The organism is Citrobacter sp. Cf072 (assembly GCF_030334485.1).
In the GTDB taxonomy this organism is placed as follows: domain Bacteria; phylum Pseudomonadota; class Gammaproteobacteria; order Enterobacterales; family Enterobacteriaceae; genus Citrobacter; species Citrobacter freundii.
In genome coordinates, this window is the sequence record NZ_JAOWDX010000013.1 from 82,688 (window position 1) to 96,215 (window position 13,528).

The 13,528-nt window shown below is 49.7% G+C and carries 15 protein-coding genes; 3 read left to right on the plus strand and 12 right to left on the minus strand.

Features of this window, described 5'->3' with window-relative positions; genetic code table 11:
- Positions 1 to 36: 36 nt before the first annotated feature.
- Both OGX66_RS00750 and OGX66_RS00755 read right to left on the minus strand, forming a co-directional pair.
- Positions 37 to 411 carry a type II toxin-antitoxin system VapC family toxin gene (locus tag OGX66_RS00750; protein WP_003028682.1) on the minus strand — a complete coding sequence of 125 codons (375 nt, stop codon included), beginning with the start codon at positions 409 to 411 and terminating at the stop codon, positions 37 to 39.
- Positions 411 to 653: a ribbon-helix-helix domain-containing protein gene (locus tag OGX66_RS00755; protein ID WP_161800368.1), complete on the minus strand. Its 243-nt coding sequence runs from the start codon at positions 651 to 653 to the stop codon at positions 411 to 413. Before OGX66_RS00755 ends, OGX66_RS00750 begins: the two co-directional genes overlap by 1 nt.
- Before the next feature lie 205 nt (positions 654 to 858).
- Here OGX66_RS00755 and OGX66_RS00760 point away from each other — a divergent pair, with 205 nt between their 5' ends.
- A complete protein-coding gene (locus tag OGX66_RS00760) occupies positions 859 to 1,767 on the plus strand; it encodes an alpha/beta hydrolase (protein ID WP_088902891.1) in 909 nt (302 codons plus the stop codon).
- Between the two features lie 150 nt (positions 1,768 to 1,917).
- Here OGX66_RS00760 and fabY read toward each other — a convergent pair whose 3' ends face one another.
- The 10 genes from fabY to yihU all read right to left on the minus strand — a co-directional run bounded on the left by fabY (position 1,918) and on the right by yihU (position 11,593).
- Positions 1,918 to 2,859 (minus strand): fatty acid biosynthesis protein FabY, encoded by a 942-nt coding sequence (fabY, locus tag OGX66_RS00765; protein ID WP_003825286.1) that lies wholly within the window; start codon positions 2,857 to 2,859, stop codon positions 1,918 to 1,920.
- Positions 2,860 to 2,903: 44 nt separating this feature from the next.
- Entirely contained in the window at positions 2,904 to 3,341 is a 438-nt protein-coding gene (dtd, locus tag OGX66_RS00770; protein ID WP_044714708.1) for a D-aminoacyl-tRNA deacylase, read from the minus strand.
- Positions 3,338 to 4,210: a virulence factor BrkB family protein gene (locus OGX66_RS00775; RefSeq protein WP_003028669.1), complete on the minus strand. Its 873-nt coding sequence runs from the start codon at positions 4,208 to 4,210 to the stop codon at positions 3,338 to 3,340. The genes dtd and OGX66_RS00775 overlap by 4 nt, the downstream gene beginning before the upstream one ends.
- The gene (gene yihX / locus OGX66_RS00780; RefSeq protein WP_016151258.1) at positions 4,204 to 4,803 is read right to left on the minus strand and encodes a glucose-1-phosphatase; all 600 of its coding nucleotides are present in this window, start codon (positions 4,801 to 4,803) and stop codon (positions 4,204 to 4,206) included. Before yihX ends, OGX66_RS00775 begins: the two co-directional genes overlap by 7 nt.
- A 90-nt stretch (positions 4,804 to 4,893) precedes the next feature.
- A complete protein-coding gene (locus OGX66_RS00785; RefSeq protein ID WP_049003224.1) occupies positions 4,894 to 5,784 on the minus strand; it encodes an aldose epimerase family protein in 891 nt (296 codons plus the stop codon).
- Positions 5,785 to 5,814: 30 nt separating this feature from the next.
- On the minus strand, positions 5,815 to 7,140 hold the full coding sequence (locus OGX66_RS00790; RefSeq protein ID WP_003840433.1) for an MFS transporter: 1,326 nt from the start codon (positions 7,138 to 7,140) through the stop codon (positions 5,815 to 5,817).
- Between the two features lie 104 nt (positions 7,141 to 7,244).
- Entirely contained in the window at positions 7,245 to 8,678 is a 1,434-nt protein-coding gene (locus OGX66_RS00795) for an MFS transporter (RefSeq protein ID WP_102191200.1), read from the minus strand.
- Positions 8,679 to 8,747: 69 nt separating this feature from the next.
- Positions 8,748 to 9,758 carry a zinc-dependent alcohol dehydrogenase gene (locus OGX66_RS00800; RefSeq protein ID WP_044714715.1) on the minus strand — a complete coding sequence of 337 codons (1,011 nt, stop codon included), beginning with the start codon at positions 9,756 to 9,758 and terminating at the stop codon, positions 8,748 to 8,750.
- A 31-nt stretch (positions 9,759 to 9,789) separates the two neighbouring features.
- Positions 9,790 to 10,677, minus strand: coding sequence for an aldolase (locus OGX66_RS00805; RefSeq protein ID WP_008786992.1), 888 nt, complete (start codon positions 10,675 to 10,677; stop codon positions 9,790 to 9,792).
- Positions 10,678 to 10,702: 25 nt separating this feature from the next.
- Positions 10,703 to 11,593, minus strand: a complete 891-nt coding sequence (gene yihU, locus OGX66_RS00810) for a sulfolactaldehyde 3-reductase (RefSeq protein ID WP_044714720.1) — start codon at positions 11,591 to 11,593, stop codon at positions 10,703 to 10,705.
- Between the two features lie 172 nt (positions 11,594 to 11,765).
- Here yihU and OGX66_RS00815 point away from each other — a divergent pair, with 172 nt between their 5' ends.
- Complete coding sequence (locus OGX66_RS00815; RefSeq protein ID WP_136346029.1) at positions 11,766 to 12,662, plus strand: sugar kinase; 897 nt, start codon at positions 11,766 to 11,768, stop codon at positions 12,660 to 12,662.
- Positions 12,663 to 12,701: 39 nt separating this feature from the next.
- Complete coding sequence (locus OGX66_RS00820) at positions 12,702 to 13,490, plus strand: DeoR/GlpR family DNA-binding transcription regulator (RefSeq protein ID WP_008786989.1); 789 nt, start codon at positions 12,702 to 12,704, stop codon at positions 13,488 to 13,490.
- The last annotated feature ends 38 nt before the right edge of the window (positions 13,491 to 13,528 follow it).

A 13,528-nucleotide genomic window follows, 5' to 3' on the forward strand; every position in this document is an offset into this window, starting at 1 on the left:
GTTCTTCGCACTGCCGGGCGGCGTAAGTCGCCCGGGTTATAATGTATACGGTGTGACCACACCGGATAGGCCTGCAAAATCCTTAGTATTTCGCGTAACCAGCGTAAGACGATGAATCTGTGCTGTTGCCAAAATAATGGCATCCGGCAATTTCATCCCATATTCCTGTCTGATACTCACGCTTCGTTCAGCAATATCCTGTGAAACGCCGATCACGTTAAAAGCACCTAGCGCAACACGAGTACGGGCTTCCTGATGGTATTTTTTTGCACCCACCATCACCTCCATCCATGTAATGAGGCTGATTGCATTCTGCGGCGGCCATGTTTCTATCGCTAGTTTTGCTTCATTTCTCCCACTAAACAGATCGATGAGGATGTTGGTATCAAAAAGCGCGGATCCTTTGACCATTACCATTCCTCACGGAGTTTACGCTGGTATTCAACACCATCTTCCTCACAGCCTTGCCACAGCCCAAGAGCACGTGAAATTGTGGTTTTAGCCTGATCCTGCCTCTCAAGATACTGTTCAACGGCCTCCCGTAAAAGTTCTGCTCGCGGCAGGTTGCGCTGCACCTTGAGATCATCAAGACGTTTAATCACTTCATCTGATAAATCGAGTAAAATTCTGCCCATATCCATCCCAGCCATCATACTCATATATACCTCCAGTATATCATCAGCGATTAATTTCCACACAACATACACCTGAAAAAAGCAAGAAAATAGCCTCCACGCGAACGATTTTTACTTTTGCGAGCCGCTTTCCAAAATCATACCCATCCCTATTTTTCCCATTTTCATTCTTAGTAATCCAGGTTATAAACCTGTATATCCATACAGATAAGAGTATTTAAAAATGGCACTGGAAAGCGGGATTGCGCAGTTAGTTGAGGCATTTATCGCGGCGGGACGCCCTTCTTCCCGTGAGCAGAATATTGATGACCGGAGAGCGGCCTATATTGCCAGTACGGCGCTGGCCGGAGAAACTGAAACCCGCGTACAGGTTGAAGATATTGAACTCGACGCCATGGCATTTCGCGTTATTTCGCCGCGGGGCAGCACGGGAAATCTCCCCTGCGTTATCTATTATCACGGCGGTTGCTTTGTCAGCGGTGGATTTGCCACACATGATAACCAGCTAAGGCAACTCGCCTGGTACAGCGGCTGTCGGGTCATTGCGGTGCAGTATCGCCTCGCACCAGAGCATACCTTCCCGGCAGCACATAACGATGCTGAAACCGGGGCCAATATCATCTGGAAGTATGCCCAGAAACTGGGAGTAGACCGGGACAACATTACGCTTGCTGGCGACAGCGCAGGTGGACACCTGGCGCTGGTCACCGCACTACGCCTGAAAGCTGCCAGGCAATGGCAACCTGCACAGCTTATGCTGATCTACCCGATGCTGGACGCAACTGCCAACTTTGCGAGCTATGACCATAATGGACGGGATTACATTATCACCCGCGATACACTGCTTTCGGGCTACGAAATGTATATGCCGAAAACCGATTCATTACATCCCGAAGTCAGCCCACTCTGGCGCAAAGACTTCAACGGTTTACCGCCCACGCACATCATTACTGCCGAATTCGACCCACTGCGAGATGAGGGTGAAGCCCTGTATCAACGGTTCCTGGAGCAAGGCGTGGAGTGCTCTTGCCAACGCTATCTCGGCGTTATCCACGGTTTTTTCCAGTTGGCAGGGGTGAGCCCGGCGGCACGAAATGTGATGCGAGATGTGGCCTGGCGGCTTGGCCAATAAGGATGTTCATGAGTTCTGAAATTAAGGAAGGTACCCGTCAATACAATCATCGACAGCATGCGATTTTTATCAAAATACGGATTATGGCATTTTCATAATCCGCATTTTACATCAGCAAATGAACCCAACATTACATTTTAGCCAGAGGACCTACTCTTCCTCGTTACCGCCTTCTTCATATGCGCCAAACGGTTTCGCAGGTAGCACAATGTAAGTACCTTCAAACACGACGCCCGGTGTGTCATCGCCAAACACCCCGACCTGCATCTGAACGCGCGCCTTGCGACCTCTTGCCAGGCGGTCGAGGTCACCGCTCAACGACCCCAGATCGGCAATAGCAGTTGGTTTCCCGGTGATCGGCCTGCTGTATCGGATATGCGCGTCGGCCAGGATTATTGTCCCACCCAGATGACGCTCGCGCAGCATCAGCCAGATAAGTCCCCAGCCCGTTAGCGTAGCCAGTGAAAACAGGCTACCGGCAAACAGGGTATGGTGCGGATTCTGATTGCCTGTCTCGGGCATCGTGGTGATAAATTTCTGCCCAGTGTACTGCTGAATGCGTACGCCCATTTTCTCACTCAATGGAATATGTTCGTACCAGGCTTGTTGTAGCTGTCCGCACCAGTCCCCGCGATGGAGAATATCGTCCAGCGTCGCAATGGGCTTAATCATCAAAAAGTGGCGCACCGGCGTGGTTTGCGGCGTGGTGATTTCTCCCTGGCTCACAAAACCGAGCTTGGCGAAAAATTCGACCGCATCTTCACGGGCACTACAGGTTACGCGTTTGACCCCTTCCTGACGCGCCACAGACTCCAGAGTCATCGCCATCAGCGTGCCCAACCCTTTCTCTTGCACGGAAGGGTCTACTGCCATAAAGCGTATGGAAGCTTCGTTATCCGCATTGATATACAGACGCCCTACCGCAACCAGATTCCCCTCTTCGTCCACCACCATCTGGTGATGCGCCATCGCGTCCCAGGCATCCCGTTCGGAGCCTTTTGGCTGGTGCAATGGTTTACGCAGCATCTCCCAGCGAAACTGGTAGTAGCGCTCCAATTCTTCTTCTGTTTGCGGTACTCGAAGGTGATACATAGTCGTATTCTCTCTTGTTGTCCGCGGCCATACCGGTAGCTGGTTCATACTTGTAACCAGAACGTCACCGGGCCATCATTAACCAGTGAAACCTGCATATCCGCAGCGAATCGACCAGTTTGCGTATTCATTTCCTGTTGGCGGCAACGCTCAACAAAGTACTCATATAGCGCTTCTGCACGCTCGGGCGCTGCGCCTTTCGAAAACCCCGGGCGCATGCCACGCTCGGTATCTGCCGCCAGCGTAAACTGTGAAACCACCAGTACACTCCCCCCTGATTGCTGCACATTAAGGTTCATTTTGCCTTCGGTATCGCTAAAGATTCGATAACCGAGTACACGCTCGCACAGGCGATTCGCTTTCTGTTCGTCATCATCCCTTTCGACACCTAACAGGACCAAAAGTCCTGGGCCAATTTCACCCGTCACCTCGCCCTCCACGGTGACGCTGGCACGGGTTACGCGCTGAATTAATGCAATCATGGTTGCTCTGCTTCTTCTTCTTTTGCGGCTTGTTTAAGTTTGCGGTATTCCCCGAGAGTGACAGTTATTTCCGCGCCTAGCAAGACGATACACCAGGTCCAGTATACCCAGACAAATAAAATGGGGATCACCGCCAGAACACCGTAAATGAGCTGATAAGACGGGAACATCGTGATATAGAGCGCAAATCCTTTCTTTCCGGCTTCGAACAACACAGCAGCCACAAAGGCACCAATAACCGCATCACGGTTGGGTACACGCGTAGTCGGTACAATGCTGTAAAGCAGCCAGAACGAGAGCCAGGAAAGTACCAGCGGGAAAATACGCAGGACGTTATCAATCACCGTGTTGAGATCGCTGGCCCAGCGCAATGACAACAGATAAGAGCTGATCGCCAGACTGGCCCCCGCCAACAGCGGCCCCAGCGTTAAAATCATCCAGTAGACGGCGAAAGAGTAAACTTTAGGGCGAGTACGCTTACTGCGCCAGATAGTATTCAACGCATTATCAATGGCGTACATCAACAATAACGCTGTGACAATCAGCCCGCATGCCCCGACTGCCGTCATTTTGTTCGAGTTGGCGACAAACTGTTCGATATAACGTTGAATGACGTCTCCCGTCGCCGGGATAAAGTTTGCGAAAATAAAATGACGTAACTGGACACTGACGTCGGAAAACATCGGAAATGCGGCGAAAAGCGCAAATACGACGGCAATAAGCGGCACTAATGAGAGCAATGAAACGTAGGCAAGATTCCCTGCCAGCGTCGTCATGTTGTCCTCATCAATCCGCTGCCATAATAGCTTCAGCCAGTCTCGTACGGGACGCGTATGATGCCTGGCTTGCTGCTGAACATTTTTTAGCATAACAACGTCGCGAAATAGTCAGGAATGGTCTTTTTATCGACGACCTGGATACTGGTGATCCCTAACCGGTTAGCCCCTTCAATATTATCGGCGTTATCGTCAAAAAAGACCGCATCGTGCGCAGAAAAACCTTCAGACTGCAGGACGTGCTGGTAAATCCGCGCTTCCGGTTTACGCATGCCCAGGTCCTGGGAAAGGTAAATATGGTCAGCAGCCTGACGGATCTCGGGATATTCATCCGGCCAAAACGTGGTGTGCAGGCGGTTAGTATTCGACAAGACGACCACCCGATGCCCCTGCTCACGCAGCTTTTGCATGATGTCGATGACCTCAGGGCGCAAGGCGACAAAAACGGCCTGCCAGCCGTGAGAGAACTGCTCGTAACTTAGCGGCAGCGCCATCTCATGACATAGCGCCTCGGCAAAGGCTTCATCCGTTATTTCACCTCGCTCGTGCTGGTGAAAAGCCTCCCCCATGGTGAAACTTTGCTTTAGCGAAGCCAACGGTACACGACTTAGATCGCTCCATGTGCCCAACACGCGGTTGAAGTCGATATCGACAATCACATTACCCAAATCAAAGATATAGAGCATGCCCTTCTCCTTATTCGCCGTGGATGAATAACTGTAGCGGGAAAGGAGAAGTTTGACTATGCGTCCCTGTCGGGATTATTGGCTAAGCCATCAGAATTCCTGTGTAAATTGCCAGCGCGACTCAATCACCAACGGAAGACCTGCACTGACAAACTGCGGTGTCCTATTTATCGCATTTGGCGCCTGAGTAAGCGGATTGACACATGTTGCGTCGGGCTGTTTGTCAAAGATAACCAGACTTTGCGCACTCGATGTCATCGTCATACTCAGCTTACCTGGCCACTGTAATCTGACATTGAGACCGTCATTAAAACCAAAGCAGTCATCCCACGGACCTGATTGCGGAGGGATTTTATTACCTGTTGGTAACTCATTATTCCCGGCTTCTTCCTGCCAGTTGGCCTTAAAACATACCAGTAATTCATCTTCTTCATTCTGCTGGCCCAGTTGTTTTACAAACCAGGGGTGCCATCCAGCAGATGCCGGAAAAGTTTCAGACATGGTGTGAATTTCAAGTCGCAGAATTAACGCATCGTCTTCAAGAGTCAACGTCTGCAGGACCTCTCCTTGCCAGGGCCAAGGAGCGCCAAGTGGCATGCGCAGTTTCAAGGTATCCGCTTTATGTTCGACACTTTCCCATGATGAATAACAGGCCATACCATGTAGAGCATGGGGCGGTTTGTTAGCAGGTAATGCGTACTGTTTCTCCCCCACTGTTAACGTTGCATCGCCAAGGCGGCCTGCCCAAGGAACCATAGGAAAGCAGCCATACTGAAATGCTTTACGCTGTGGCTCCCATTGACGTAACACTTCAAAACCAAATGCCTGTAGCGAGGTGATTCTGGCACCATCACGCGGAAAAACTTGCAGACGTAAATGTCCTTTTTCCAGCAAAATAGGTTGGCCGATCGGTCCCGGCCAGGCGGTATCAAAAGCACGCCGTAATGCTTGATAATGCTTAGTATTCAATTCATTGTTCATGTTATTGCTCTCTGATATTTCGGTAAGAAGTTAAATGTTATTAGCGTCATTTTTATTGTCTGAATGTGGCTCTATAAGCCAGACGCAAATGAATGAAAGTATTGAGATAACAAACAGAAACAGTGCTACATACCACGGTTTCCCGCCTCCCAGTGCCAACAAGCTGGAAGCAATTAGCGGGCTTAACCCACCCAGAATTGCTGAGAACTGATAGGCAAATGAAAGACCCGTATAACGCACTCGTGTTCCGAACATACGGGTAAATAAGGTGGGCTGCACTGCAAACATCATCGTTGGCCCCAGGTTATAGCCAAGAATCATGCAGCACCAAATAATGAGTGTGCTTTTTGTATCCAGGAGCATGAAGAATGGAAATGCGAAAAGGATGCAAAAACCAGCGCCAAACAAATACATCCGCCGTTGCCCAACGCGGTCGGAAATCCAACCAATTAATGGACAACATACAATGCCAATTGCCGAAGCGATCAACATACCGTTGAGTGGAATATCCCTGGATAACGCCAGCTGACTAGAAATATAGACAATCCCAAACGCATTAATAATATTCGACGAAACGCTCTCTGCCAGTCTCGCGCCAAGCGCCAATAAAATATTACGTGGATGTTTACGGAAAAGTTCAATCAACGGCGGCGCTGATTTTTTCTTCGATACCGCCGTTTTTTGTTTCTTAAAGTCCAGAGTCTCTTCAGTATGCAGTCGTATGAACATCCCAACAATTAACATGATGGCAGACAGCCAAAAAGGGATACGCCAACCCCAATCCAGAAACTCTTCTTGGGTTAGAAAGTGATTACATATTGCAAACACCCCTGTCGCCAGCATAATCCCAACCGAGGCTGCCGTTTGTGGAAGCGAACCTAAAAATCCTCGTTTTGCTTCAGGCGCAGATTCAATAGTCATTAATGCGGCTCCGCCATATTCCCCACCCAGACCGAATCCCTGCACCAGACGCAAAACCATCAAAATAATCGGAGCCCAGATACCAATGTCCTTATATGTTGGTATGAAGCCGATTAAAAACGTTGATGAACCAACAATCGCTAATGTCCAAATCAACGTTATTTTGCGACCAACTTTATCGCCAAAGTGGCCAAAAACAATGCCCCCTAACGGACGTGATAAGAAACCAACACCAAAAGTCGCGAATGCGGCGATCAGACCAATAAAAGGATCGCTATCAGGGAAAAATAGAGGAGCGAAGATAAGCCCCGCTGCCGTTCCGAAAATGAAAAAATCGTACCATTCCATCAGCGCGCCAGCGAAACTTCCCATGACAACGCGCCTCATGGCTTTGCCGGATAGTTCTTTCCCTTGTGCCTGTACTATTTCAGCCATAATTTTCCTCTCCGGGTCGGCGAGAAATCTGCGCAATAAAATCACTAAAAAAGCGGCGGATTTATACGAAAAAGCGCGTCGACATTTTGCGACGCGCTTGCTTGTTATTTATCCAGCTCAGCCAGTACCTCAGCGTCTTCAGCGTCAACGTTTGCACCAAGTGGTTCCCACTTGATCAATACGCATGTCAGGAAACCAAGGAAAGGAACAACTGCCAGCCAATAGAATGCATCTGTCTTTAGCGCTCCCCATAACATAGGCCAGAAAATAAGTCCGGCAATTGCCCCTGTACGCATAATGGCACGAGCAAATCCTACGCCGGTCGGGCGAATAGATGGCGGATAAGAAAGTGTGGCAATGGTCATTCCCAGGCCGCCCGGGCCCGCTGAATGGAAGAAAATGATTGCGCCCAACAAACCTAAAGAAAGCCATGGGTTGGTGGTTGCTAATGCACCTAAAGCAAGTAATGCAATCGTTACGACGGCGAAACCATACATCGACTGAAGGCGAGTACCCAAACGCTGGAGGATAAGTGAACCAATCAATCCACCTGTAATGCCACACAGGGCATTCACTACCGCAGAACCGCTAAGAGCCCCAGTTAATCCACCGCTCAGTATTCCCGCCAAAGTCAGAGGTAAATAAACACCCACGGCGTTATATTGCCAGGCTTGCATCGTCGCCACAACGCAGCCGAGAATAGTACGTTTGCGATAACGTGAGTTAAATAAAATCCCATAACCACCATGAAACTTACTTTCTGTTTTTTCAGCAGAAAAATCATCGCTTTTTGGTTTGGCAGCAACGCGAGCATGAACACCATAGCGTTTAGCCAGAATATCGCAGGCTTTATCATAACGTCCGACTCGTGCGGCCCACATTGCAGACTCACCGATGACGAAATAACGCAGGATCATGATAATGACGGCAAAAATAGCACCAATGAAAATACCATAGCGCCATAATTGCTCTTCTGCGATACCCGACAACAACAGTGGAAGCAGCACAAGATAGACGACCGTAGTTGATACATACCAGGCCATTTGCCAGAGATTAACTGACGAACCGGTTTTCTTAGATGTTGAGCCGCGTAGTTCTGCCACCGCATTTGTTGCCAGCGGGAAATCAATACCCAAGCCAAATCCCATGATTACGCGACACACCAGCACCCACCAGATGTTCGGGGCTATCGCGACAGCTGCGGCACCTATTGTGCACAGGCCCATTCCGATGATAAAAGCACGCTTTTGACCAAAGCGGTTAATCACACGGTTCGCCAGTAATCCACCAATCAGGGCGGCGACTAAAACAGAGGCGTTAACCGTCGCCGCCAGCCCCGGTGAAATACCAAATTGCAATGCAATATATTTATTACCAAACCCCACCATCGCCGCCTGATAGGCATCAATTAGAATGCCGCCAAGAGCGATAAAAATGACGCCGACACTGGTGTTTACTGCTGAATGTTTGTTAACAATATCAATCACGTCCTGGGGACGGCCGATCGAGTAAGGTGTAGGACTGGTGATGTGACTCATCGCAGCATCCTTTTTCATTGTTGTAGGATGGCGCTACCCTTAAGCAGCGCCAGACAGAGGGTTACAGCATCAAACCTCAGCAAATTGCAGCATGACTTTTATAGAGTCATTTTGCTGCGCACGTTCAAACGCCTTATCCGCATCTTCGACAGGGAAGAGATCGGTCACCAGTTCGCTGGTGTCAAACCGCCCATCCGCAAGCCATTCAATCACGGCATCGAAGTCTTCCGGGATATACATGCCGGAATTCAACAAATCGCGTTCGAAGCGCTGCATCATCGGAAGAGGAATTTCACGTGGGCCACTCGGTACCCCCATGCACACTACCGTTCCGCCAGCATAAACGTGGGTAAATGCATCATTCAGCGTGGTCTGGGCAGCAACAACATCAATTGCCCCCGTAAAACGGACCTGTGCATCCAATTCCCCCGGAGCCCAGACTTCCGTGGCACCTAGCTTTAACGACAACGCGCGCTTGGCGGCATCAGGTTCGATGACGGTGATCTTTCCCGCGCCCATGATGCGCAATGCTTGAACGATGGATAAGCCTATTGTCCCTGCACCTATCACTAGTACACTTTCCAATGACGCTTTCGGCATACGGCTCACGCAATGACGCGCGCAGGCTGCGGGCTCAGCGAAAGCCAGTGCTTTTAGTGGTAACGAAGCAGGTGCAACATGGCAATTTCGTGCAGGTACAATGTGCTGCGAGCGGGCAAAACCCGGTGCCCGGAAGCCTGCAACCTGTGGCGGCTCACACAGATTAAAGCGGCCCGCTTCACAAGCACGGCACTCCATGCAGGCCATTATCGGGTCGACTACGACATGATCGCCCGGCTTAACATTCGTTACTTCACAGCCCACTTCAGTTACGCGTGCCGCAATTTCATGTCCAGGCACAACCGGAGGTTTTGCAAATGGGTGTCCTCCTTTCAGTACATGCAGATCAGAGCCACATATTCCGTAAAACACCGGAGCAATACGGACTTCTTGCGGTTTAAGTTCCTGGTGCGGCAGCTCAACATATTGGGTGGTCACCTTCCCAATATCAGAAAATAGAACTTGGGTAATCTTATCCATGGTTCTTCTCCAGATTCGTTAAAATGGGTGATTAACGCTGAGAAATCCCCTCATCGACGATTTCTGCCAGACGTTGTAAGCGTGGAACCGACACATCACGCAACATTGTTTGCGGATCTTGAGCACCAACAACCGATGCCCAAACGGCACGCCCTGCCAGGAATCCGGAAGCTCCACCCTTCATGGCGATACGGACCGCGCGGCCAAAAATATCCGCATCAACACCAGAAGAGAGAATGACCCACGGCATTTTCATTTGTTCATGCAACTTTTGACACGCAGCAAGTAGGGTCTGTTCATCACCTTTGCCGCCTAATGGCATTTCAGCTTTATAGAGGTCAGCATCGGTGCAACCGAGTTCAGCCGCTGCGGCAACGATGGCGCTTTCCCGGTCAAATTCCCAACCACGACGAGGAGGTCGGACGACCGGTTCAATGATGCTGACCAACCCTGCGCTACGGCAGCGTTGAACAAACTCAGCCACCATAGCCAAACGTTCTTCTGCAGGTTCATCTTCACGCCACAGCACCAACAACTTCATGGCTTTCGCACCCATTTCGCGGGCTTTATGCGGATCAATCGCTCTGTCAATTTCGACACTATCAACTGGAATACCATTACCCGGAACAAAATGGTCAGCCGCCACAATCAGTCCACATGAATCAGCCACTGCACCTTGAGAGACAATCTGATCGAGACAAAATTGTTTATCTGCCAGAACCGCTGAAGCGTAAGGAGACAGAATTTGTGTTGCTGCAACTTTAAAATCAGTCAATACACTGTCGGCAACCGGTTTAGGGTGTCCAGACGCTGCAAACATCAGGCGCATTGCTTCACGCTGATCAACGGCCAGCATGGCAAATCCACCACCAGGGCGAGAAATATCTTTCAGTGTGTATGGGGTATTGTGGGAAGACATAATAACTCCTGTAACTGTTTAAAATTTAGAGTGAATCTGGTCGGCCAGCCTGCTGACGAACCTGAGATAACAGTGCACTCCAGTCCTGACGGCCTCGACCGTTCTCGCTGGCACGGGTGTAATAGGTTTCTGCTGCAATGCCCATATTGAGCGGCGCGCCGGTCTGACTAGCGACATCGACGGCAATGCGCAGGTCTTTCAACGCGAGGTCCACCATGAATGCCGGAGAAAGGTCTCCTTTAAGTACCTTGCCAGGCCAGGTTGTCGTAAAGTGCCCCTTGCCTGCGGCAGTGCCGCTCATGACTTTAATGGCCACATCAAGGCTCAAACCCAATGATTCACAAAGAACAGCGGCTTCCGCTGACAAGGCGTTCAGCGCAATACTCATATAGTTATTGATGAGCTTTACGCGGATCCCCATACCGGGACCGCCAGCTTCCACCAGCTCATTCCCCATACTCATCAGCACAGGGCGAGCACGTTCAACCTGTTCAGGCGTTCCGCCAGCAAGAATCAGCAGCGTGCCGTCAATCGCGTTAACTGACGTCCTGCCCACAGGGGCATCCATCATGCTGATGCCTTTCTCTTTCATCTCATGGATCAATGCATCGGTCTGCAATGGATGAATCGTGGACATGTCAATAACCAATGCCTTGGGGGACAGGCCTTCGCTTACGCCATCTTTACCCAGCAGAACTTGCCGAACGATGTCGCCATTTGGCAGCATAGTGATAATGAATTCGGCACCTTTAGCGGCTTCAGCAGGTGTTTGAGCAGCAGTCGCACCTTTTTGTACTAATTCATTGACTGCCTGTTGGTTTACGTCGAACACACGCAAAGCATGTCCCTTTTGCAACAGATTATTAGCCATTGGGCTGCCCATCTGGCCCAAGCCCAAAAATGCAACGGTTGTCATGAATGCTCTCCTGTCTCAGGTTGACAAAATAATTACAATTAAAAACTCGTTTTCGTCTGTTTTTGAGCATATTTGTAATTTATGACTAAAAACAAGACACGCGTCACTAATTTGATCATTTATGTCATTAAAATGAACAAAAGAAGACAAGATCACACAGGACTAACCAAATATGACCAGAATTGCATGTGTTGGAATCACCGTTCAGGACCGTATTTATTCTCTGAACAGCCTGCCCGATGGCGGGGGGAAATATCAGTCAAATCAATATCTGGAGACAGGTGGCGGCCCGGCAGCAACGGCAGCTGTCGCCATTGCCCGGCTTGGTATTGAAGTTGATTTTATAGGCCGTGTAGGCGATGACAGTTGTGGGAATACCTTGCTTAACGAGCTTCAGAGCTGGGGGGTCAATACGGCGTTCTGCCGGCAATACCCGAACTCCCGTTCATCCCAGTCCGCAATTTTGGTCGACCAGCATGGCGAACGCATCATCGTGAACTATCCAAGCCCAGATCTCGATATGGATGCAGGGTGGCTGGAGTCGATTGATTTTTCCCGTTATGACATCGTTCTGGCCGATGTACGTTGGCATGAAGGAACGTTGAAATCCTTCGAACTGGCACGTGCTGCTGGAGTTCCAACGCTGTTGGATGCCGATATGACACCACAAGATATAACCCCATTGGTGGCGCTGGCCGATCATGCCGTTTTTTCAACTCCAGGTCTGAAGAGAATGACCGGGCAAGATGATGCACAACAGGCACTTAAACTGGCCGCTGAGCAAACCAATGGTAAAGTGTACGTTACGCTTGGTGGCGAAGGGTCACTATGGATCGAAAATGGGCATATGTGTCAACAGACTGCATTTTCTGTCAATGTTGTGGATACAACCGGTGCAGGCGATGTTTTCCATGGTGCAATGGCAGCAGCTCTTGCAGAGCAAATGCCGACTGACCAGGCGATTCGCTTCGCAAGTGCGGTGGCGGCGATGAAATGCACTCAGGCGGGTGGACGAGCCGGAATTCCTAATCGTGCGCAAACCGAATCATTTTTGTCACTTTATGCGTAAAATAGCCAACAATTACGGGGAAGAAGTCCAGGAGTATTCATGAGCATCATTGAAGTCACCGGTAATCCGCGACACGATCAACTTGTTCATTACATTACAGAACGCGGCTATATGAATATCGAAGAGCTCGCACAATTGCTGGACGTGTCCACGCAAACCGTGCGCCGGGATATTCGTAAATTAAGCGAACAGGGCTTGATCACTAGACATCATGGTGGAGCCGGACGTGTATCCAGCGTCATGAATACCGCCTTTGAACAGCGAGAGTTGTCCCTTACCCAGGAAAAAGAAGCGATTGCGGAAGCGGTTGCTGATTATCTTCCTGAACGCTGTACGGTATTTATTACCATTGGTACAACGGTGGAAGCCGTCGCACGAGCTTTGCTGAACCGCCGGGATCTCCGCATCATTACTAACAGTCTTCGTGTTGCACAGATCTTATATAAGAATCAAGATCTTGAGGTCATGGTGCCCGGTGGAACGCTACGTGCTCATAATGGCGGTATTGTTGGTCCAGGAGCAGTGAACTTTATTGAAGGATTCAGAGCCGACTATTTGATTACTAGTATTGGTGCCATTGAGGAAGACGGCACCCTATTGGAATTTGACGTTAACGAAGCGCTTGTCGCCAAAACGATGATTAAGCATGCACGTAATACGCTGTTAGTTGCTGATCATACTAAGTTTACTGCCTCAGCCGCTGTATCCATCGGTAATATGCGTAAAATTCGGGCATTTTTTACCGATTCCCAACCACCAAATTCATTCAAGCAATTGCTTGATTTAGAAAATATTGAGCTAGTCATTGCAGAACAGGAAACGACCTGATCTTTTAGATAAAAAAAGCCGCTGATAATCAGCGGCTT

Coding starts and splice junctions, on each gene's coding strand:
- OGX66_RS00815 (WP_136346029.1), top strand. CDS start 11,766: ATGACCAGAATTGCATGTGTTGGAATCACCGTTCAGGACCGTATTTAT.
- OGX66_RS00805 (WP_008786992.1), bottom strand. CDS start 10,677: ATGTCTTCCCACAATACCCCATACACACTGAAAGATATTTCTCGCCCT.
- OGX66_RS00760 (WP_088902891.1), top strand. CDS start 859: ATGGCACTGGAAAGCGGGATTGCGCAGTTAGTTGAGGCATTTATCGCG.
- OGX66_RS00750 (WP_003028682.1), bottom strand. CDS start 411: ATGGTCAAAGGATCCGCGCTTTTTGATACCAACATCCTCATCGATCTG.
- dtd (WP_044714708.1), bottom strand. CDS start 3,341: ATGATTGCATTAATTCAGCGCGTAACCCGTGCCAGCGTCACCGTGGAG.
- OGX66_RS00775 (WP_003028669.1), bottom strand. CDS start 4,210: ATGCTAAAAAATGTTCAGCAGCAAGCCAGGCATCATACGCGTCCCGTA.
- OGX66_RS00820 (WP_008786989.1), top strand. CDS start 12,702: ATGAGCATCATTGAAGTCACCGGTAATCCGCGACACGATCAACTTGTT.
- OGX66_RS00800 (WP_044714715.1), bottom strand. CDS start 9,758: ATGGATAAGATTACCCAAGTTCTATTTTCTGATATTGGGAAGGTGACC.
- OGX66_RS00790 (WP_003840433.1), bottom strand. CDS start 7,140: ATGGCTGAAATAGTACAGGCACAAGGGAAAGAACTATCCGGCAAAGCC.
- OGX66_RS00785 (WP_049003224.1), bottom strand. CDS start 5,784: ATGAACAATGAATTGAATACTAAGCATTATCAAGCATTACGGCGTGCT.
- fabY (WP_003825286.1), bottom strand. CDS start 2,859: ATGTATCACCTTCGAGTACCGCAAACAGAAGAAGAATTGGAGCGCTAC.
- OGX66_RS00755 (WP_161800368.1), bottom strand. CDS start 653: ATGATGGCTGGGATGGATATGGGCAGAATTTTACTCGATTTATCAGAT.
- yihX (WP_016151258.1), bottom strand. CDS start 4,803: ATGCTCTATATCTTTGATTTGGGTAATGTGATTGTCGATATCGACTTC.
- yihU (WP_044714720.1), bottom strand. CDS start 11,593: ATGACAACCGTTGCATTTTTGGGCTTGGGCCAGATGGGCAGCCCAATG.
- OGX66_RS00795 (WP_102191200.1), bottom strand. CDS start 8,678: ATGAGTCACATCACCAGTCCTACACCTTACTCGATCGGCCGTCCCCAG.